The organism is Alexandriicola marinus, assembly GCF_004000435.1.
Classification (GTDB): Bacteria; Pseudomonadota; Alphaproteobacteria; order Rhodobacterales; family Rhodobacteraceae; genus Alexandriicola; species Alexandriicola marinus.
Map to the genome: position 1 here is coordinate 844118 of NZ_RBVZ01000001.1, position 17785 is coordinate 861902.

Sequence of the window (17785 nt, forward strand, 5' to 3'; positions counted from 1 at the left end):
GGGGCACTCTATAGGACGCGGGGCAGGGAAGGGGAAGCGGATGTTGAAAGACATGCGCAAGGGGCAGGCAGGGCGCATTCTGGGCACGATGTCGGGCACCTCTCTCGACGGGGTCGATGCCGCCGTTATCGAGACGGATGGCGAGGGAATTACAAGTTTCGGGCCAAGCACCTTCCGGCCCTATAGCGACGAGGAACGCGCGATCCTTCGTGGCGCCCTTGGCAAATGGGACGGGCCGGCGGTGATCGAGGCGGGTGAGGTCGTCGTTCTGGCCACGGCCGAACTGGCCTCGACCTTCGATGATATCGCGCTGGTGGGGTTCCATGGACAGACGCTCGCCCATGATCCGCGCGGTCGCGGAACCCATCAGGCCGGAGACGGCGCGCTTCTGGCCGACCTGATCGAATTGCCCGTCGTGTGGGATTTCCGGAGCGCGGATGTGCAGCTGGGGGGGGAAGGGGCGCCGCTTGCGCCCTTCTATCACCACGCGCTGGCCCGCCGCATCGGCGCGCAGGGTCCGGTCGCGTTTCTCAATCTGGGCGGCGTCGGAAACCTGACCTGGGTCGATCCGGGTCGCGACCGCCCCGAAGAGGATGGCGCGCTTCTGGCCTTTGATACCGGGCCCGCGAACGCGCCGCTGAACGATCTGATGCAGTCCCGGCTGGGGCAGGCCCATGATGCGGGCGGCGCGCTGGCGCGCCGTGGAACGGTCGATGCCGATGTTCTGAACCAGTTTCTCGAGCATGTCTTTTTTTCCCGGATACCGCCAAAATCGCTGGACCGCGACGCCTGGCCGGATCTGCAAAGTGCGGTCTCGGGGCTGAACGACGCCGATGCAGCCGCAACGCTGACTGCCTGTGCGGCGGCGTCCGTCATGCGCGCGATTGAGCATTGTCCCGTCCCGCCGGGACGGGTGCTGGTCAGCGGCGGCGGGCGCCACAACGCCACGATGATGGAGATGATCTCGGCCAGCCTCGATTGTCCGGTGGAGCCGATCGAGACGGCCGGGTTCGACGGCGACATGATCGAGGCGCAGGCGTTCGCCTATCTTGCGGCGCGCGTGCTTCGGGGGCTGCCCACGTCACAGCCGGGCACGACTGGGGTCAGCGCCTGCGTGGGGGGCGGCTATATCAGCCTTCCGGGCGAAGGCTGAAGGAACAAAGTTGTCCAACTTTGTTGCGCCACCAAAATTCGGGAATTTTGGTCCGCGCTAGAGGCCGTCGTCTTCCAGAACGCCATCCGCCGACATCTGGGCATACAAGAGCCCCTCGCGCAGGCCACGATCGGCGACAGAGAGCCTGTCGGTCGGCCAGAGCCGCATCAGGGCCTGCAGGATCGCCGCGCCCGACATGATCAGGGCCTGCCGGTCCTGACCGATGCGCGGGTCCTTTCTGCGACCGGCCGGACCAAGCGCGAGGTAGTTGCGGATCACCGCATCGATCTGGTCCGAGGTCATCCGCAACCCGTCGACCTTCGATCTTTCATAGCGTTTCAACCCAAGGTGAGAGGCTGCGACTGTCGTGACGGTCCCGCTCGTTCCGATGATCTGGAACCCTTCACGGGCGTGTTCGGCAGCCGAGGGTGCGAAGGCCGAGAGGTTCTCTTCGAAGAACCAGCTCATCAGCGCAAATCGTGCATGATCGTCCTCCACGTCCCGGAACTGGTCGCGCAGGGTCGCGACGCCCAACGGAACCGAGATCCAGTCCACCACCTTGGCCGCCTGGAACGGCCCCGGATCGCTTGTGAACCCGGCATGCAGACGCATGATCGCGCGCGGCCGTTCGCGGCGCGGAACGTTGGTCAGGTCGATCCAGACCAACTCGGTCGAGCCGCCGCCGATATCCACCACCAGAAGCTGTTCGGTCCGGGTCGAGACGAGCGGCGCGCAGGAGATCACGGCAAGCCGGGCTTCCTCCTCCGGCTTGATGATCTCGAGGACAAGCCCGGTCTCGCGCTGCACCTGCGCGAGGAAGGCCGCACCATTGCGTGCGCGGCGGCATGCTTCGGTCGCCACCAGCCGCATCCGCCGCACCTTGTGGCGCGACAGTTTCTGCCGGCAGATACGCAGCGCGCTGATCGTGCGGTTCATGGAATTACGCGACAGCCGACCGCTCTTTTCAAGTCCGTGACCCAGCTGGACGGATTTCGAAAAGCTGTCCACCACATGAAACTGGTTGCCCTTCGGCTGGGCAATCAGCATGCGGCAGCTGTTTGTGCCCAGGTCCAGAGCCGCATAGAGTTCGGCCGGATCGGGCGAATTTGGCGCGGGGCTTTCGACCGCTTTCGGGAACGCGCCCGCGCGAGTGGGACGCTTGGGCGTCATCTCTCAACGCCCTCCGATTTCGAGTTGAGATCAGCTTAGGGTGCCGCGTTCTCCGGCGCAAGCGTAGTGATGGCCGCGAGGTCGCGATATCACCCGGCTCATGATCAACATGAACAATCCGGAGGCACGCGCGCATGGTATTCCCGGTCCGCTGGCAGTAGGTTTCACCTCCAATCGCGGGCTTGGTCGTTGCCGGCGTCGCAGATGTCGAAATTCGACGCTGCGCGCGGCAACATCGCGGTAAAGAGGCACGAGGAATTCGGGGACGAGTCGGATGAGCGATATCACGGTTGTCTATTGGCGGGACATCCCGGCACAGGTCATCGTCGGAAAGGGACGGCGGGGCACGAAGGTGCCCCTGTCAGAGCGTTTCGAACAGGCGATCGACCGCGCCGCGATGAAGAGCGGGGCAGCCGGGACGGATGACTACCTTGCCGAATGGCGCAAGGAGATCGTCGGCTCGGCCGAGGGCGACCCGACAGACGCCGCGAAGGCCAAGGCCGATGAGCTTGAGGCGGCCTATGACAAGCCGCGCCTGATGGCGTTGATCGAGAACAACGGTCATGCGTGATCCGCGTGTCCGGACTTAGGGAGTTGGTGATGTCGATCCTGTCGTTTGGAAAGCGCCGCGTCGCGCCGCAGTCAGAGGTTCCGGCCGAGATCGAGGCCTTTCTCGACGGCTTCTCCATCGAGGTCATGCCCCGAACGGCCGAAAAGGTCGAAGATTTCCGCGTGCTCCTGCCCGAGGGAACCCGCGTCTATATCGCCCATATCGACGGCACGCCGATCGAGGACATGGTCGCCACCGCAAAGCGTCTCAATGACGCCGGCTACCCGGTCATGCCGCATTTTCCCGCGCGGATCATCCCCGATGCCGCAACGCTCGAGAACTGGATCGCCATGTATCAGGGCGAGGCCGGTGTCGATCAGGCGTTGTTGCTGGCCGGTGGTGTGGCCGAGCCGCAAGGGGCGTTTCATTGCTCGATGCAACTGATGGAGACGGGTCTTTTCGACAAGGCGGGCTTCAGGCGGCTGCATGTGGCGGGCCACCCCGAGGGCAACCGCGATATCGATCCCGACGGTTCGGACCGCGCCGTGATGGAGGCTCTGCGCTGGAAGCAGGCGTTCTCGGAACGGACGGATGCCGAAATGGCGCTTGCCACGCAATTCTGCTTCGAGGCGCGGCCCGTGATCGACTGGGCCGACCGGCTGCGCGCCGAAGGCGTGACGCTGCCGATCCATATCGGCGTCGCGGGTCCGGCCAAGCTTCAGACGCTGATCAAGTTCGCGATCGCCTGCGGCGTGGGCCCGTCGCTCAGGGTGCTTCAGAAGCGGGCGATGGATGTCTCCAAGCTGCTTTTGCCCTATGAGCCGACCGACTTCGTGGCCGAGCTTGCGGCCCACAAGGCGGCGAACCCGGATTTCAACATCGAGAAGGTGCACTTCTTCCCGCTCGGGGGGATCAAGACCAATGCCACCTGGACACGTGAAAACGGCGGCGCCGCAGGCGTTCCGGCCGCAGATCAGTAAGGAAGTCACATGACGAAGACCGTCGTCGAATCGAAGACCAAGACCGCCATCATCGGCTTTGACCAGCCGTTCTGCGTGATCGGCGAGCGGATCAATCCCACGGGCCGCAAGAAACTGGCCGCCGAACTCGAGGCGGGCGATTTCTCGACCGTGGAGAAGGACGCGGTCGCCCAAGTGGCCTGCGGCGCCACGATTCTCGATGTGAACGCGGGTGTCGTCTACAACTCGAACCCCAATCCGAACGAGACGGAACCGCCGCTGATGACGAAGATGATCGAGCTGGTGCAGGGGCTGGTCGATGTGCCGCTCTGCATCGACAGCTCGGTTCCGGCGGCGCTGGAAGCGGGCTTGCAGGCCTGTGAAGGCCGGCCGCTTCTGAATTCGGTCACGGGCGAGGAAGACAGGCTCGAATTCGTTCTGCCGCTGGTCAAGAAATACAACGTGCCGGTTGTGGCGATCTCGAACGACGACACGGGCATTTCCGAAGACCCGGACGTGCGTTTTGCGGTGGCCAAGAAGATCGTCGAACGTGCCGCCGATTTCGGCATTCCGGCCCATGACATCGTGGTCGATCCTCTGGTCATGCCGGTGGGCGCGATGGGGACGGCCGGGCTTCAGGTCTTTACGCTTGTGCGGCGCCTGCGCGACGAGCTGGGCGTGAACACGACCTGTGGCGCGTCGAACATTTCCTTCGGCCTGCCGAACCGGCATGGCATCAACAATGCCTTCCTGCCGATGGCGATGGCGTCTGGCATGACCAGCGCGATCATGAACCCGGTGGCGCTTCCGGTGACGCAGACGAAGATCGCCGAAAAGCGGGCCGAAGTCGCCGCCCGAGGCGTGATCCTGCCCGAGGATATGGATGACGAAACCTTTGTCCAGCTGTTCGGCATGGGCTCCACCAAGCCACGCCCGGGTGGCGAGATGGCGGCGATCCGTGCCGCCAACTTCCTTACCGACAACGATCCCTCGGGCGCGGAATGGATCCGCTTCAACCGGGCCCCTGCGGCGCCGGGCGAAGAAGGCGGCCGAGGTCGCGGCGGGCGTTCGGGCGGACGTCGTCGCCGCGCCGGCTGATTTCGGGACGCCGACGGAAACTTGCAAAGTTTCCGACCGGCTTCTTTGAAAGAAGCCGGGTCCAGGCTTGGCTGTCCTGCCTCTGTCGGGACCGGGCTGGCGCGGGCTCGCTCGCCCGGTGTGGCCTGCCTGAACGGGGCGGCCCGGATTTCAGATCAGGATATCGCTGTAGTAGATGTCGCCACCGATGATCAGGATCGACGCGATGTCCTCGCTGGTGCCATCAAGGTCGATCAGGATGTTGTCTCCCTGCCAGGACCAGACGATGTTGTACACGTCGTCATAGCCGTATCCCCGCAGATCGAGCGTATCCTCGTTGCGCCTGAAATCCCAGATCTCGTCATGACCGCTGCCGATATCGAAGACGAACACGTCCTGGCCGCCCACCTGCGTGACGTGGGTTGCATCGGCGGGCAGCTTGTCGAGGAATTCGTCGGACGCCTCATAATCCCCCCACATCTTGTCATCGCCAGACCCGCCGACGATCGTGTCGCTGCCATAGTAAAGATAGGTGTGGTTCTGCTCGGCCACCGCGTTTCCGTCGCTGTAGTACCAGGGCGCTCCGATGGACAGCCCGGCGACATCTCCGAATAGGATATCGTTGTCGGAGCCGCCAAGCAGGGTATCGTGGCCGAAGAAGTGCTCGGTGTAGATGTCGGTCCAGCCGTAGTCGATCTCCAGCGCCCCGCCGTCGCCGATCAGAAGGTCGGCCCCCGACCCGCTGTCAAGAAGATCATCCCCGAATTCGTAACGCTGGGAATAGCTCGGGAATACATAGCTATAGATGACGTTGATACGCGTGTTCTCCAGATACCCCTGCAACCCGATCCCCCAGTAGCCCGTCAACTCTGACATGAAATGCGCGTCGCCAATGTCGCCGAACAGCCGATCCCCATCCGCGTCTCCGTAGAGCTCATCATCTCCAAAACTGAAAAGCGCAGGCAGGTTGGTGGCGAAGTAGCCCCCCACGGTATCCCCCGACAGGTTGTCCGCGCCGTTGCCACCAAACAGGATGTCGTCACCGAAAAAGAGGATCGTCTCCCCATTCATGGCGTCCAATGGGTCATCGTGGATGTTCAGGTCGAATTCCACGCCCAGAGAGAACGATGGATCGTAGATATCCCCGGTCAGGATGTCATTGCCGTCCATTCCATCCAGCATGTCGTCGCCGAACTGGAAATAGATGGAGCTGTTGGGAACATCGGTCCCCCCCCGAGGAAGCTCGTAGATCACGGACACGGAGAAATCGTAGACATCGCCGGATATAAGATCGTCTCCGCCGCCTGCGCTACTATCTCCTGATATCGTATCGTTTCCGAACTTGTATCGATGTCGCCCGCCGTCGCCCGGTTCGAGGGGCGAGGTCTCCTCCATGAGGAGAACATCACCTGCAATGAGAGACGCCTCATTCCCTCCGGTGATCGTCTCATTGGTTCCCACCTTGATCAGCTGACCTGTGCCTGGCACGAGATCAGGCAGTTCGACCAGGAATTCCGCGATCTCAGAGATTTCCTGATCCGCAACGAAGGCGGCGGCGGAGATTGAAACCGGGCTCGACCGGCCTGCAAGTTCGGCCAGAAATGCATCGAATGCACGATCGGCGCGCCAGAATGAAAATTCGAATGTATTGCGATAGGAAATCACGGACCCTCACCAACCAGCTAGGCGGAAAATCTAATCGTCCTTGTTTTCGCCGTGGAATGTCAAGTCAGGAGGTCCGCGATTGACCTGCCTTGCATGGGGCCGGGCGCTCGGGCATAGAACGGGAATGGCGAAGAAAACCGACAAGAAGGGCACCTCTGGCCGCGGCCAGCGCGATCTGACCGTGAAGGTCAAGACAGCGCGCGGCCGCAAGATGTCCTCGACGCTCTGGCTGCAACGCCAGCTCAACGACCCCTACGTCGCCCGCGCCAAGTCCGAGGGCTACCGCGGGCGGGCGGCCTTCAAGATCCTCGATCTTGACGACCGCTTCGGCTTTCTCGTGCCGGGCGCCCGCGTCGTCGATCTGGGCTGTGCGCCCGGTGGCTGGTGTCAGGTTGCCGTGCCGCGGATCAATGCGCTTGGCGACAACGCAAGGAAACCGCAGGGCCGGATCATCGGGATCGACATCCAGGAGGTGGAGCCGATCCCGGGGGCGGAGCTCCACGTGCTCGACTTTCTCGACGAGGGTGCCGACGATAAGGTCAAGGACTGGCTGGGCGGTCAGGCCGATGTGGTCATGTCGGACATGGCCGCCTCCGCCTCCGGGCACAAGCAGACCGACCACATGCGCATCATCGCGCTTTGCGAAGCGGCGGCCGAGCTGGCCTTCGACGTGTTGCGCCCCGGCGGAACCTTCGTGGCCAAGGTTCTGGCGGGCGGTGCCGAGGGCGATCTGCAAAAGCGGCTCAAGCAGAAGTTCGAGAAGGTCGATAACGTCAAACCGCCCAGTTCCCGCTCGGACAGTTCGGAAAAGTTCGTCGTGGCGCGCGGGTTTCGCGGCTGAGCCCCCATTGCCCTTGACCGGCCTTGACGACATTCTGTCGCCCAGCCGAATACAAGGGAGGACGACGTGACCCATATCCTTGCCATCGACCAGGGCACCACATCGAGCCGTGCGATCGTGTTCGATCCCGGGATGAACATCGCATCCGTGGCCCAGCAGGAATTCACCCAGCATTTCCCGAAATCGGGCTGGGTCGAACATGACGTGGACGAGATCTGGGACAGTGTCGTTGCCACCTGCCGGGACGCCATCGCCAAGGCCGGCCTTGCTGCCGGTGATATCTCCGGCATCGGCATCACGAACCAGCGTGAGACGGTCGTCGTCTGGGATGCCGAGAGCGGCGCGCCGATCCACCGGGCCGTTGTCTGGCAAGACAGGCGGACGGCCGATTTCTGCGCCGAACTGCGGGCCGAGGGCTTCGAGGAGCATGTGATCGCGACGACGGGCCTGCTGCTCGATCCCTATTTCTCGTCGACCAAGCTGAAATGGGTGCTCGATCACATCGACGGCGCCCGCGAGAGGGCCGAACGCGGAGAGATACTTTTTGGCACCGTCGACAGCTACCTGATCTGGAAACTGACCGGCGGCGCGGCGCATGTGACCGACGCGACGAATGCCGCGCGCACCATGCTCTACGATATCCGCAAAGGCGCATGGGATGCCACGATCTGCGAGCGGTTCGGCATTCCCATGGCGATGCTGCCCGAGGTCCACGATTCCGCCGCCGATTTCGGTGTCGCGGATGCCGCTATCCTCGGGGCCGCGATCCCGATCCTTGGTGTGGCGGGCGATCAGCAGGCCGCGACCATCGGGCAGGCCTGTTTCGAACCGGGCATGATGAAGTCGACCTATGGAACCGGCTGTTTCGCGCTTCTGAATACCGGGGCCGATCCGGTCCGCTCGGAAAACCGGCTACTGACGACGATCGCCTACCAGTTCGAGGGCAGGCCCACCTATGCGCTCGAAGGGTCGATCTTCATCGCGGGGGCGGTCGTGCAATGGCTGCGCGACGGGCTGGGCGTGATCGGCGCGGCGCCCGAGACGCAGGCGATGGCCGAAGGTGCGGATGCGGGCCATGAGCTGTATCTCGTGCCGGCCTTTACTGGCCTTGGCGCGCCGCATTGGGACCCGGAGGCCCGCGGTGCAATCTTTGGGCTGACGCGCAATTCGGGCCCCGCGGAATTCGCGCGCGCGGCGCTGGAAAGCGTGGGGTTCCAGACGCGCGACCTGCTGGATGCGATGCAGGCCGACTGGAAAGACGGGGCTGCGGGCGGTGTTCTGCGCGTCGATGGCGGGATGAGCGCGTCGGACTGGACGATGCAGTTCCTGTCCGACATCCTCGGCGCGCCGGTGGACCGGCCCAGGATCCTCGAGACAACGGCGCTTGGCGTGGCGTGGCTCGCGGGGATGCGGGCGGGCATCTATCCCGATCAACAGGGCTTTGCCGCCAATTGGGCGCTGGAGCGTCGGTTCGAGCCGGCTCTCGATGCAGCCGAGCGCGACCGTCGGATCGCCGGCTGGCGCGATGCGGTGCGCCGCACGCTGAGCGCGGGGTAGGGGCCTCAGGCGCGGATCGTCGTGCCCGCCGTGCCCATCACGGCGAAGACGTGGCTGGCAATGGCCGTGTCCTGCGCTCCGGTTCCGGTCAGATCGCAGATCGTCACTTGATCGGGCGCCGTTCGGCCCGGCACCTGGCCCGCGAGGATCTGGCCCAGTTCCGGCGGCGTGGCGGCCATCAGCCCCGCCGCGCGGGCGGCCTCAAGTTCGCCTGATACTTCGCATTGGCTGACCCGGTCGCAGACATAAAGATCCGCGCTCTCCAGGGCCTCGGGGGCGAGTTCCGTCTTGCCCGACTGGTCCGACCCCATCGCGGTGATGTGCAGTCCGGGGTGCAGCCAATCGGCCTCGATCAGCGGGCTGCGGGAGGGCGTTGTCGTGACCACAAGCTGCGACGCGCGGACAAGCGTTTCGGCGTCGGGCGCGACCTCGGCCACGATCCCGAGCGTTTGTGCCAGATCCGCGGCGCAGGCGCGGGCCTTTGCCGTGTCACGCCCATGAACCAGCACATGCTCGAAGGGCCGCACCAGATGCGCGGCTTCGATCTGAAGTCGCGCCTGAACGCCTGTGCCGATGACACCCGCGGTGGTCACTTCTCCGGGTGCCAGATGGCGCGCGGCCACGGCGCCGGCGGCGGCGGTGCGAATATCGGTCAGGTATCCGTTATCGAGGAACACCGCCTCTACCAGCCCCGTCTTGGTGGAAAAGAGGATCATCAACCCGTTGAGGCTGGGAAGCCCGATCTTGGGATTGTCGAAGAAGCCGGGGCTGACCTTGATCGCGAACCCGTCGACGCCGGGGATATAGGCCGTCTTGACGTCGACCTCGCCATTTGCGGCGATCATCTCCATCGAAAGGATCGGTGGCATGATGACCTCGCCCGAGGCAAGCGCGGCAAAGGCCCTCTCGATCACGTCGACCGTCTCGAGATCGAGCGCGACCGCCGCGCGCAATTCGGCCTCGGTCACGATGCGGATGTCATGTGCCATATGTTTTGCCCCTGATCGTCAGTTCGCCCAAATGCACGTCCTTGCCCGCCATCAGTGCAAGGAACATGCCCATGTCGAGGTTGCGGCCCGTGATGATCGTGGCCATAGGCCCCGTCGCCTGTGGCAGCTTGCCCGCCAGAAGGGCCGCGATGCCGACCACGCAGGCCCCCTCTGCCACGATCCTGTCCTCGAAGAACAGCACCTGCATCGCGTCGCGGATCTCCTCTTCCGACACGAGGATGGTGTCGTCCAGCAGGTCGCGGCACATGGCGAAGGACAGCTTGTTGTCCATTCCGATCCCGCCGCCCAGCGAATCGGCAAGGCTCGGCACCTCGTCGACCTCGACCGGGTGGCCCGCGCGGAGCGCGGCATACATCGCGGCGCCGCGCTCCATCGTGATGCCGATCACCCGGATGTCGGGCCTGATCGTCTTGGCCGCCAGGGCGACGCCCGCGGCCAGACCGCCACCCGACAGCGGCACGAGGATCGTTTGCAGATCGGGCCGCGCCTCCAGCATCTCGAGCCCGATGGTGCCCTGACCCGCGATGACCTTGGCGTCATCGAAGGGCGAGATCTCGACCAGACCGTCTGCCCCGACCAGTCGCAGGCATTCTTCCTGCGCGTCGTCCTGGCTCTGGCCCACGATGCGAACCTCGGCCCCCAGCGCGCGGATGCCGTCGACCTTCACCTGCGGGACAAGCTCCGACATGCAGATCACCGCCCGGATGCCGCGCTTGGCAGCGGCATAGGCCACGCCGCGCCCGTGATTGCCGGTGGAACAGCAGGTGACACCTGCCGTCCCGTCGGGGATCGACATCACGGCATTCATCGCGCCGCGCAGCTTGAACGCACCGATGGGCTGCATGTTTTCCAGCTTGAGCAGGAAGTCCTGCCCGATCCTGTCCGACAGGAAGGGGGAGGGCACAAAGGGCGTGTGATCCGCCACGCCCCGGATCGCCGCGCGCGCGGCAAGGATATCTGTGAGGGTCAGGCTCATGTCATGGCACGCCGGGGATGTTGTGTCGTCCCGCCTGTCTAGCCGAGCATGGGGGCGATTGCACCAGAACGGGCCGCAAAAAAAATCGGCGGGCGTGAGGCCCGCCGATTGTCGTCAAGAGGCTGGTCGCCTAGCGCAGGATACCAAGCTCGTCCATGTCGAGACCCAGCGGCCCACTGAGATCCTCGATCGAATCGTAGAGCAGTTCGAGCGAGTATTCCGGGTTGTGGGCATAGTTGCCGGGATCGGCCGTCACCAGTTTCCAGTTGAAGACGGTGCGCAGGCTTCTGGGGGTCCACGAGGCGTAGGCCACGTTTTGCCCATCCACCATGTCGATGGCGCCGTCGCCATTGGCATCTGTGAAGAAATAGGGATAGCGCGAGCCGTCATAGATCATCGGGACGCCCACGACCTCGGCGGCATAATCCTCGATCAGCGACAGCAGGGTTGCTGCGTTGTTCTGGATGTCAGAGCGGATGCCGACGGAAACGTCACCGCTGCCGTCATAGCTTTGCCGTGCGATCCGGACGTTTTGCGGGCTATCGGCGAGGTGGCAGGTCTGGCAGGGCTCGAATTCCACCTCGAGCGTGTGGGGCTCGTGGCAGGAATTGCAGCTTGCCACCGGGGCGGCATGGAAGAACCGGCCCGAATATTCACGACCTTCGTAGTGATAACCGGCCTGGCCATATCCACCCAGCCACGTCGCGGCGGCTGTCGCGTAATGGGGGTTGATGAAGCGCAGTTCAGGATTGGGTTCGTCAAGCGCCAGCGCGGCTGTCGCCGTTTCGACATCGATACCGGCCGACCGGCCCTGGTGGCAGGTCAGGCAGGAGGCTTCGACACCCTGAACCGGATGCACGACGCCGCTGGGCAGGCTGATCTCGCGGATCTCGGCAAGGCCCGCATTATGGCAGGTGCCGCAATCGACGACGCCGCCCACGTCGATCGGACCGTCGACCACACCGGCCTCGGTGCCGTCCAGCCCGTGGAAATCCCGGAACCCCTCGCCGGAATGGCAGGTGGCGCAGGCGGCACGGACCTCGCCGTCGTCGTCCCAGTGGCTGAAGGCCTCGGCCGCGGCATTGGCATGGGCCGATCGGAACCAGTCGCTGATCGCCTTGTCGTTGTCGATGTTGATTTCAGCGGGGGTAAATGGCCCCGACTGCGGCAGGGCAAAGGGGACAACACTTTCCTCGGCCGTCTCCGCATCCTCTGGTTCGGATTGCGCAAGTGTCTGAACACCGAGGAATAAAACTGAAATTAGGACCAGCGGAACCACCGCCCTTGAGGATAATAGACTGGGCAAATGCATTACGTTTCTCCTGCGCTTGCGGGTGAATTGCGTGCGCCGAGAATAGAGTGCTGCTGCCGGGCCGACTTTGATCTCGCTCATATTGGTGGGGGAATCGCGCTGTTAGGCTCTGCTCGATGCAAGACCGGCGTCACGGGGGCAATCCTCCGGGGTCGGGCTGCACCATGTGTGACCGGAGGCAGGATGACATTCGCCGGAACAGGGGCCGGACTGGCCCTCGATTTCCCCTCTCCCCCCATGGGATCGGCGATCGACGAGGTCGTGACCGAAGAGGCCGGCGTTCGGCCTCCGCGCGGCGCGTCCCTGCATGTCACGCCGCTCGTCTCCGAAGGAGAGGTCGTGGCGAAAGGCGCGGCCCTGGCCTGCCTACGGCATGCGCCCGACATCTGTTTCGCAGCGCCCATCGCGGGCCGGGTCGCCCGGCTCGATCTGTTGCCGGGGCGCAAGCTCTCGGAAATCGTGCTGTTCCGCGAGAACGAAGACGCGGTGGAGCACCACGACACGTCCCGTGCGGGCACTGCTGCCGGGGTGAGGCATCTGATGCAAGTCGCGGGCTTCTGGCCCCGGATCAGGCGGCGGCCCTTCGGCGGCATGCCGTCGCAATCGGAACAGCCCTCCGCCATCATCGTCATGGCGATCGACACGCGGCCCTTCGCCCCCGATCCGCGCCGGGCGATCAAGGGGCAGGCGGAAGTCTTCGACCGCGGGCTTGCCGCGCTCGCCGAACTGACCGACGGGCCGGTGCATGTCATCTGTGCCGAGGACGATCCTGTCCGGATCGCGCCGGGCCTTGGCGGGGGCCGCGTGCGGGTTGCCCGCTGTGGTCGTCGCCATCCTCAGGGCTCGGCCGGCATCCGGATCCACGATCTGTGTCCCGCTGCTCTCGACACGCCGGTCTGGGATCTGGGCGCCGAGGATGTGGCCGCGCTCGGCGCGCTCGTCGAGAGCGGCGAATTGCCGATGACGCGGCTCGTGAACATCGCCGGCGCCGCGCTTCGCGAGGCCCGCATTGTCCGGACCCATCCCGGTGCAGACCTGCGGCAACTGACCCAACGCTATGTGGAGCGGGGGCCGCATGTCCTGATGTCGGGATCGCCGCTCGACGGGCACATGGCCCATTGGCTCGCCCCACGCCACCGCCAGATCACCGTCCTGCCGCGGGAGGCTGTCCCGGACAAACCCCATTGGCTGATCGCCGCGCTGACGCGCGCGTCGCGCGCCAATCCGGTGATCCCGACGGCAGCACTCGATCAGGCGCTGGCCGCCGCCATGCCGGCGATCCCGTTCATCCGCGCGCTGAGTGCCAGCGATGACGAAACGGCGATGAAACTGGGCGTCCTGTCCCTGCTGGAGGAGGATCTCGCGCTGGCGGATTACGTTCTGAGCCAGTCGGGCCAGCTGACGGCCGATTTGCGCGGGATGCTCGACCGGATCGAGACGGAGTATGCTGCATGACACGGGGGCTCTGGAATCGCGAAACGGTGGCGCTGATGCTGATCGCGGCCTATCTTCCGCTGGCCCTGTTCTGGCTCTGGTCGGGCGGCGCGGATGCGGTCGCGCGGCTGGGCCTTGCGGCGCTGGTCATCGGTGTCTGGCACCTCGTCTTCATGCTGGCACGCGCGCAGGCGCCATCGCTGGCGGCATTGGTGAGCGCGCTTGCCATCGCGATGCTGGCGCCCGAGGAACTTGGCGTTCTGCGCATGGTTCTGGGCATCAGTTTCGGTGTCGTGATGGGAGAGCTGGTCTTCGGCGGCTGGGGCCGCAATGTCGTGAACCCGGCCACGATTGCCCTGTCGTTTCTGGGCTTTGGCTTTCCGGCCTTCGACTGGCCGGTCTTCGACCCGCAGGTCGCCTGGGCCGCGATCCCGGCGATCGTGATCGGCGTGGCGACAGGCGTCATGCCGGGGGCGCTTTTCGCAGGTGCGATCCTGACCGGGCTTGTGGCCTATGCCGGCGGTGTCCTCGGCGGGCCGGTCATCCTGATGGCGGGGATCGTGCTCGTCCTTCTGGTGGCCGATCCCGTGACATCTGCCGCCACCACCCTGGGCCGCTGGATCCACGGCGCGCTCTATACCGCACTCGTGGCGCTGTTCGCATCGGGCTGGGCTGGTGCAGCGCCCGTCCAGATCGCGGTGGCCGCCGCCCTTCTTGCCTCGCTGGCAGCCCCGCTCCTCGATGAGGCGGCGCTGGCGATCTGGCTTGCCAAACGCAGGAGACGTCATGGCAGAACGTGACTGGAACCCATGGCGCCGCTTGCTCGCCTTGCCGAACGAAAGCCGGACCAAGACCGTGATCGTGGCCTTTCTGGTCTCGGCGGTCTGTGCGGCGCTGGTCAGCGGGGCCACGGTCGCGCTGCGCCCGATCCAGGCGGCGAATCGCGCAGCAGAGGAACAGGCCCGGATCGCGGCGCTGGTCGACGGCATTCCCGGCATGGCCGCCATCCTCGAGCAATCGGGCGGCACGCTCAGCACTGTCGTGATCAACCTTGAAACCGGCCGCGCCGCCGACGGGGTGACGCCCGCGACGCTGGACGCCGCGCTCTCAGATCCGGCGAACTGGACCGCGCTCGAGGCGGGTGCCGATCTGGCGGGCCTTGGCCAGCGCCCTGATTTTGCGCAGGTCTTCTTTCTGCGCGAGGGCGACGAGGTGAGCCTTGTCCTGCTGCCGCTGAGTGGTCAGGGCTATGGCGGCATGATCGACGCGATCCTAGCGCTCCGGGGCGACATGAACACGATCGCGGGCATCGCCGTGACCCGGCATTCCGAAACGCCGGGCCTTGGCGGGCGCATCGAGGAAAGGTCCTGGCAGGCCAGTTTCCCGGGAACCGAGCTGCGCGACGACAGTGGAGAAATGCGCTTTCGCGTGGCGCGCGGGCCGTCATCCGGCGTGCACGAGGTCGACGGCATCACCGGTGCCACCCGCACCGGGCGCGGTGTCACCCAGATGGTGCGGTTCTGGCTCGGCCCCGATGGCTATGGGCCGCTTCTCGATGCCATCGCGCGGGGGGAGTTCTGAGCCATGGCCCGAACGATCGACTACCGAAAGATCCTCACTGAACCGCTGATCCGGCAAAACCCGGTGACCTTGCAGATCCTCGGCATCTGCTCGGCGCTTGCCGTCACGACGACGCTGGCCACCGCCGTGACCATGTCGGTGTCGCTGACCGTGGTCCTGACCCTGTCGGCGGGTGTCATCAGCATGATCCGGCGGCATATCCCCGACACGATCCGCCTGATCGTGCAGATCGTGATCGTGGCCTCGCTGGTGATCGTGATCGATCAGCTGCTTCAGGCCTATTTCGCCGAGATCAGCCGTGCGCTGTCGGTCTATGTCGGGCTGATCACGACCAATTGCCTTGTCCTTGGCCGGACAGAGGCCTTTGCCCGTCACAACGCGCCCGGGCCCGCGATGGTCGATGCCTTTGGCAACGGGCTGGGCTATTCGCTGATCCTGATCATCATCGGCGGCCTGCGGGAGCTGTTCGGCAAGGGCGAGCTGTTCGGCGTGCAGGTCCTGCCGCTGGCCGATGCGGGCGGCTGGTTCACGCCTCTGAGCCTGATGCTGCTGGCGCCCTCGGCATTCTTCCTGCTGGGTCTTCTGGTCTGGGCAATCCGGAGCCTGCTGCCCGAGCAGGCCGAGGCGCCGGAGCATGTGCCCCCCCTTCGGGCGGAGCCTGCGGAATGACGGGGCTGTGGGATCTCTTCGTGATGGCGGCCTTCGTCGACAACATGCCGCTGACGCTGTTTCTGGGGCTGTGCACCTTTCTTGCGCTGTCGAAGCGGCCCGGTTCGGCCTTGGGCCTAGGCGTCGCGATGATCGGAGTTCTTGGTGTAACAGTGCCTTTGAACAACCTGATATATAACGCGCTTCTGGCGCCGGGCGCGTGGAGCTGGGCGGGCTATCCCGACCTTGATCTGTCCTATCTCGCGCTGATCGCCTTCATCGGTGTGATCGCGGCGGCGGTGCAACTGCTCGAGATGGTTCTTGATCGCTTCTTTCCCGAGATTCACCGGGCCTTCGGTGTGTTCCTGCCCCTGTTGACCGTGCAATGCGCGATCCTCGCCGGGAGCCTCTTCATGGTCGAGCGCAGCTATACGCTGGCTGAATCGGCCGTCTTCGGGCTGGGCAGCGGGGTCGGTTTTGCGGTGGCCGTCACCATGCTGGGCGCGATCCGGTCGCGGCTGGCCTATGCCGACCTGCCGGCGGGCCTGCGGGGCCTTGGCATCGCGTTCGTTCTCGCGGGGCTCATGTCGCTGGGCTTTGCTTCCTTTGCACAGATGGCGGCGGCGCAATGACCGAGGTTGTTCTGGCCAGCCTCGTCATCGTGGCCCTGATCGTCGGTCTGGCGATCGGGCTTCTGGTGTTGCGCTGGCGGCTTGTTCCAGCGACCGGGTTCGAGGTTCTGGTCAACGGTTCCATGCATCTTGATGCCCGGCGCGGCGACAAGCTTTTGGGCGTGCTACATGACGGCGGTGTCATGATCCCGGCCGCCTGCGGCGGCTCGGGCACCTGTGGGCTGTGTCGTGTGACCGTGACGGGTGAGGGCGCGGGCGGCGCGCAGGCCACCGAGATGGGGATCCTCTCGCCCCGGGAACGGCGCGCGAACGTTCGGCTTGCCTGCCAGACAAGCCTGCGGGGCGACTGTGCCGTCCAGGTGCCCGACGACATTCTCAGCGCGGGCGGGGGCTTTGCCTGCAAGGTCGCCTCGACCCGGATGCTGGCCCCGCTGATCCGCGAAATCGTCGTCGATCTGCCGCCGGACCGGTCGTCGGATTTCCTGGCCGGCGACTTCATGCAGATCACCGCGCCACCCTATCGGCTTGATTTCGCACGTCTCGACGTGCCGCCGGAATACCGCGACGCTTGGGACATCGCGGGCTGGCGCAACATGAGCGTCAGCTCTGAAACCGACGTAACGCGCGCCTATTCGCTGGCCAGCCGGCCCGAGGATACCGGCCGCGCCGTGTTCAATATCCGGCTTGCGGTGCCGCCCGCCGGGCGCGAGACGGAGGTGCCGCCGGGGATCGTTTCGTCGTGGCTCTTCACGCTGGCGCCGGGCGATGACATCACGCTGTCCGGCCCGTTCGGGGATTTCCATGTGCAGCCGACGGATCGCGAAATGGTCTATGTCGGCGGTGGTGTCGGGATGGCGCCCCTGCGCGCGATGATCCATCAGGAACTTGGGCGCGGCACGTCGCGGCGCGTCCGGTATTTCTATGGTGCGCGCACCGCTGCCGACCTGTTCTATTCGGACGAGCTGGGCGAACTGGCCGCGCGGCACGGCAATTTCAGTTGGACGCCGGCCCTGTCGGACCCGGCCCCTGGCGATCGCTGGACCGGGGCCACAGGCTTCATCCACGAGGTTTTGCTGGACGAGATGCGCGGCCATCCGGCGCCCGAAGAATGCGAATACTACCTTTGCGGCCCGCCGCTGATGATCTCGGCCGTCCTGTCCACGCTGAAGCGACTGGGCGTCGAACCCGGTTCGATCTTCTATGACGATTTTGGAGCCTGA

17 protein-coding genes are annotated in these 17785 nt (G+C 65.1%); 12 read left to right on the forward strand and 5 right to left on the reverse strand.

All coding sequences use genetic code 11. The features are described from left to right. Nucleotides 1-40: 40 nt before the first annotated feature. The gene (locus tag EP376_RS04200; protein WP_127654272.1) at nucleotides 41-1153 is read left to right on the forward strand and encodes an anhydro-N-acetylmuramic acid kinase; all 1113 of its coding nucleotides are present in this window, start codon (nucleotides 41-43) and stop codon (nucleotides 1151-1153) included. Nucleotides 1154-1210: 57 nt separating this feature from the next. Here the strand turns inward: EP376_RS04200 and EP376_RS04205 are convergent, their stop codons facing one another. Beyond that, nucleotides 1211-2323, reverse strand: a complete 1113-nt coding sequence (locus EP376_RS04205) for a Ppx/GppA phosphatase family protein (protein WP_127654273.1) — start codon at nucleotides 2321-2323, stop codon at nucleotides 1211-1213. A gap of 274 nt (nucleotides 2324-2597) precedes the next feature. Between EP376_RS04205 and EP376_RS04210 the strand changes: the two genes are divergently transcribed. The 3 genes from EP376_RS04210 to EP376_RS04220 are packed head-to-tail and all read left to right on the forward strand — an operon-like array spanning nucleotide 2598 to nucleotide 4930. Continuing rightward, complete coding sequence (locus EP376_RS04210) at nucleotides 2598-2894, forward strand: virulence factor (RefSeq protein ID WP_127654274.1); 297 nt, start codon at nucleotides 2598-2600, stop codon at nucleotides 2892-2894. Between the two features lie 29 nt (nucleotides 2895-2923). After that, nucleotides 2924-3853: a methylenetetrahydrofolate reductase gene (locus tag EP376_RS04215; RefSeq protein WP_127654275.1), complete on the forward strand. Its 930-nt coding sequence runs from the start codon at nucleotides 2924-2926 to the stop codon at nucleotides 3851-3853. Nucleotides 3854-3862: 9 nt separating this feature from the next. After that, on the forward strand, nucleotides 3863-4930 hold the full coding sequence (locus tag EP376_RS04220; protein ID WP_127654276.1) for a methyltetrahydrofolate cobalamin methyltransferase: 1068 nt from the start codon (nucleotides 3863-3865) through the stop codon (nucleotides 4928-4930). 150 nt (nucleotides 4931-5080) lie between these two features. Here EP376_RS04220 and EP376_RS04225 read toward each other — a convergent pair whose 3' ends face one another. Continuing rightward, a complete protein-coding gene (locus EP376_RS04225; RefSeq protein WP_127654277.1) occupies nucleotides 5081-6574 on the reverse strand; it encodes a hypothetical protein in 1494 nt (497 codons plus the stop codon). 124 nt (nucleotides 6575-6698) lie between these two features. Between EP376_RS04225 and EP376_RS04230 the strand changes: the two genes are divergently transcribed. Next, entirely contained in the window at nucleotides 6699-7415 is a 717-nt protein-coding gene (locus tag EP376_RS04230) for an RlmE family RNA methyltransferase (protein ID WP_127654278.1), read from the forward strand. A gap of 66 nt (nucleotides 7416-7481) precedes the next feature. Further along, a complete protein-coding gene (gene glpK / locus EP376_RS04235) occupies nucleotides 7482-8972 on the forward strand; it encodes a glycerol kinase GlpK (protein WP_127654279.1) in 1491 nt (496 codons plus the stop codon). A 5-nt stretch (nucleotides 8973-8977) separates the two neighbouring features. Here glpK and EP376_RS04240 read toward each other — a convergent pair whose 3' ends face one another. The 3 genes from EP376_RS04240 to EP376_RS04250 all read right to left on the reverse strand — a co-directional run bounded on the left by EP376_RS04240 (nucleotide 8978) and on the right by EP376_RS04250 (nucleotide 12270). Then, the gene (locus tag EP376_RS04240) at nucleotides 8978-9961 is read right to left on the reverse strand and encodes a cyclodeaminase (RefSeq protein WP_127654280.1); all 984 of its coding nucleotides are present in this window, start codon (nucleotides 9959-9961) and stop codon (nucleotides 8978-8980) included. Continuing rightward, nucleotides 9951-10958, reverse strand: coding sequence for a hydroxyectoine utilization dehydratase EutB (gene eutB, locus EP376_RS04245; protein ID WP_127654281.1), 1008 nt, complete (start codon nucleotides 10956-10958; stop codon nucleotides 9951-9953). Before eutB ends, EP376_RS04240 begins: the two co-directional genes overlap by 11 nt. A 130-nt stretch (nucleotides 10959-11088) precedes the next feature. After that, the gene (locus EP376_RS04250) at nucleotides 11089-12270 is read right to left on the reverse strand and encodes a cytochrome c3 family protein (RefSeq protein ID WP_127654282.1); all 1182 of its coding nucleotides are present in this window, start codon (nucleotides 12268-12270) and stop codon (nucleotides 11089-11091) included. 183 nt (nucleotides 12271-12453) lie between these two features. Here EP376_RS04250 and EP376_RS04255 point away from each other — a divergent pair, with 183 nt between their 5' ends. Genes EP376_RS04255 through nqrF form a run of 6 tightly spaced genes read left to right on the forward strand, consistent with a single transcriptional unit; the run spans nucleotide 12454 to nucleotide 17785 of the window. Further along, nucleotides 12454-13725, forward strand: coding sequence for a Na(+)-translocating NADH-quinone reductase subunit A (locus EP376_RS04255; RefSeq protein WP_127654283.1), 1272 nt, complete (start codon nucleotides 12454-12456; stop codon nucleotides 13723-13725). Beyond that, complete coding sequence (locus EP376_RS04260; protein WP_127654284.1) at nucleotides 13722-14504, forward strand: RnfABCDGE type electron transport complex subunit D; 783 nt, start codon at nucleotides 13722-13724, stop codon at nucleotides 14502-14504. The genes EP376_RS04255 and EP376_RS04260 overlap by 4 nt, the downstream gene beginning before the upstream one ends. Continuing rightward, nucleotides 14491-15285, forward strand: coding sequence for a Na+-translocating NADH-quinone reductase subunit C (locus EP376_RS04265; protein WP_127654285.1), 795 nt, complete (start codon nucleotides 14491-14493; stop codon nucleotides 15283-15285). The genes EP376_RS04260 and EP376_RS04265 overlap by 14 nt, the downstream gene beginning before the upstream one ends. A gap of 3 nt (nucleotides 15286-15288) precedes the next feature. Beyond that, nucleotides 15289-15954: an NADH:ubiquinone reductase (Na(+)-transporting) subunit D gene (locus tag EP376_RS04270; protein WP_127654286.1), complete on the forward strand. Its 666-nt coding sequence runs from the start codon at nucleotides 15289-15291 to the stop codon at nucleotides 15952-15954. Then, nucleotides 15951-16565 (forward strand): NADH:ubiquinone reductase (Na(+)-transporting) subunit E, encoded by a 615-nt coding sequence (gene nqrE / locus EP376_RS04275; RefSeq protein ID WP_127654287.1) that lies wholly within the window; start codon nucleotides 15951-15953, stop codon nucleotides 16563-16565. Before EP376_RS04270 ends, nqrE begins: the two co-directional genes overlap by 4 nt. Continuing rightward, complete coding sequence (nqrF, locus tag EP376_RS04280; RefSeq protein WP_127654288.1) at nucleotides 16562-17785, forward strand: NADH:ubiquinone reductase (Na(+)-transporting) subunit F; 1224 nt, start codon at nucleotides 16562-16564, stop codon at nucleotides 17783-17785. Before nqrE ends, nqrF begins: the two co-directional genes overlap by 4 nt.

Coding starts and splice junctions, on each gene's coding strand:
- EP376_RS04200 (WP_127654272.1), top strand. CDS start 41: ATGTTGAAAGACATGCGCAAGGGGCAGGCAGGGCGCATTCTGGGCACG.
- EP376_RS04205 (WP_127654273.1), bottom strand. CDS start 2,323: ATGACGCCCAAGCGTCCCACTCGCGCGGGCGCGTTCCCGAAAGCGGTC.
- EP376_RS04210 (WP_127654274.1), top strand. CDS start 2,598: ATGAGCGATATCACGGTTGTCTATTGGCGGGACATCCCGGCACAGGTC.
- EP376_RS04215 (WP_127654275.1), top strand. CDS start 2,924: ATGTCGATCCTGTCGTTTGGAAAGCGCCGCGTCGCGCCGCAGTCAGAG.
- EP376_RS04220 (WP_127654276.1), top strand. CDS start 3,863: ATGACGAAGACCGTCGTCGAATCGAAGACCAAGACCGCCATCATCGGC.
- EP376_RS04230 (WP_127654278.1), top strand. CDS start 6,699: ATGGCGAAGAAAACCGACAAGAAGGGCACCTCTGGCCGCGGCCAGCGC.
- EP376_RS04240 (WP_127654280.1), bottom strand. CDS start 9,961: ATGGCACATGACATCCGCATCGTGACCGAGGCCGAATTGCGCGCGGCG.
- eutB (WP_127654281.1), bottom strand. CDS start 10,958: ATGAGCCTGACCCTCACAGATATCCTTGCCGCGCGCGCGGCGATCCGG.
- EP376_RS04250 (WP_127654282.1), bottom strand. CDS start 12,270: ATGCATTTGCCCAGTCTATTATCCTCAAGGGCGGTGGTTCCGCTGGTC.
- EP376_RS04255 (WP_127654283.1), top strand. CDS start 12,454: ATGACATTCGCCGGAACAGGGGCCGGACTGGCCCTCGATTTCCCCTCT.
- EP376_RS04260 (WP_127654284.1), top strand. CDS start 13,722: ATGACACGGGGGCTCTGGAATCGCGAAACGGTGGCGCTGATGCTGATC.
- EP376_RS04265 (WP_127654285.1), top strand. CDS start 14,491: ATGGCAGAACGTGACTGGAACCCATGGCGCCGCTTGCTCGCCTTGCCG.
- EP376_RS04270 (WP_127654286.1), top strand. CDS start 15,289: ATGGCCCGAACGATCGACTACCGAAAGATCCTCACTGAACCGCTGATC.
- nqrE (WP_127654287.1), top strand. CDS start 15,951: ATGACGGGGCTGTGGGATCTCTTCGTGATGGCGGCCTTCGTCGACAAC.
- nqrF (WP_127654288.1), top strand. CDS start 16,562: ATGACCGAGGTTGTTCTGGCCAGCCTCGTCATCGTGGCCCTGATCGTC.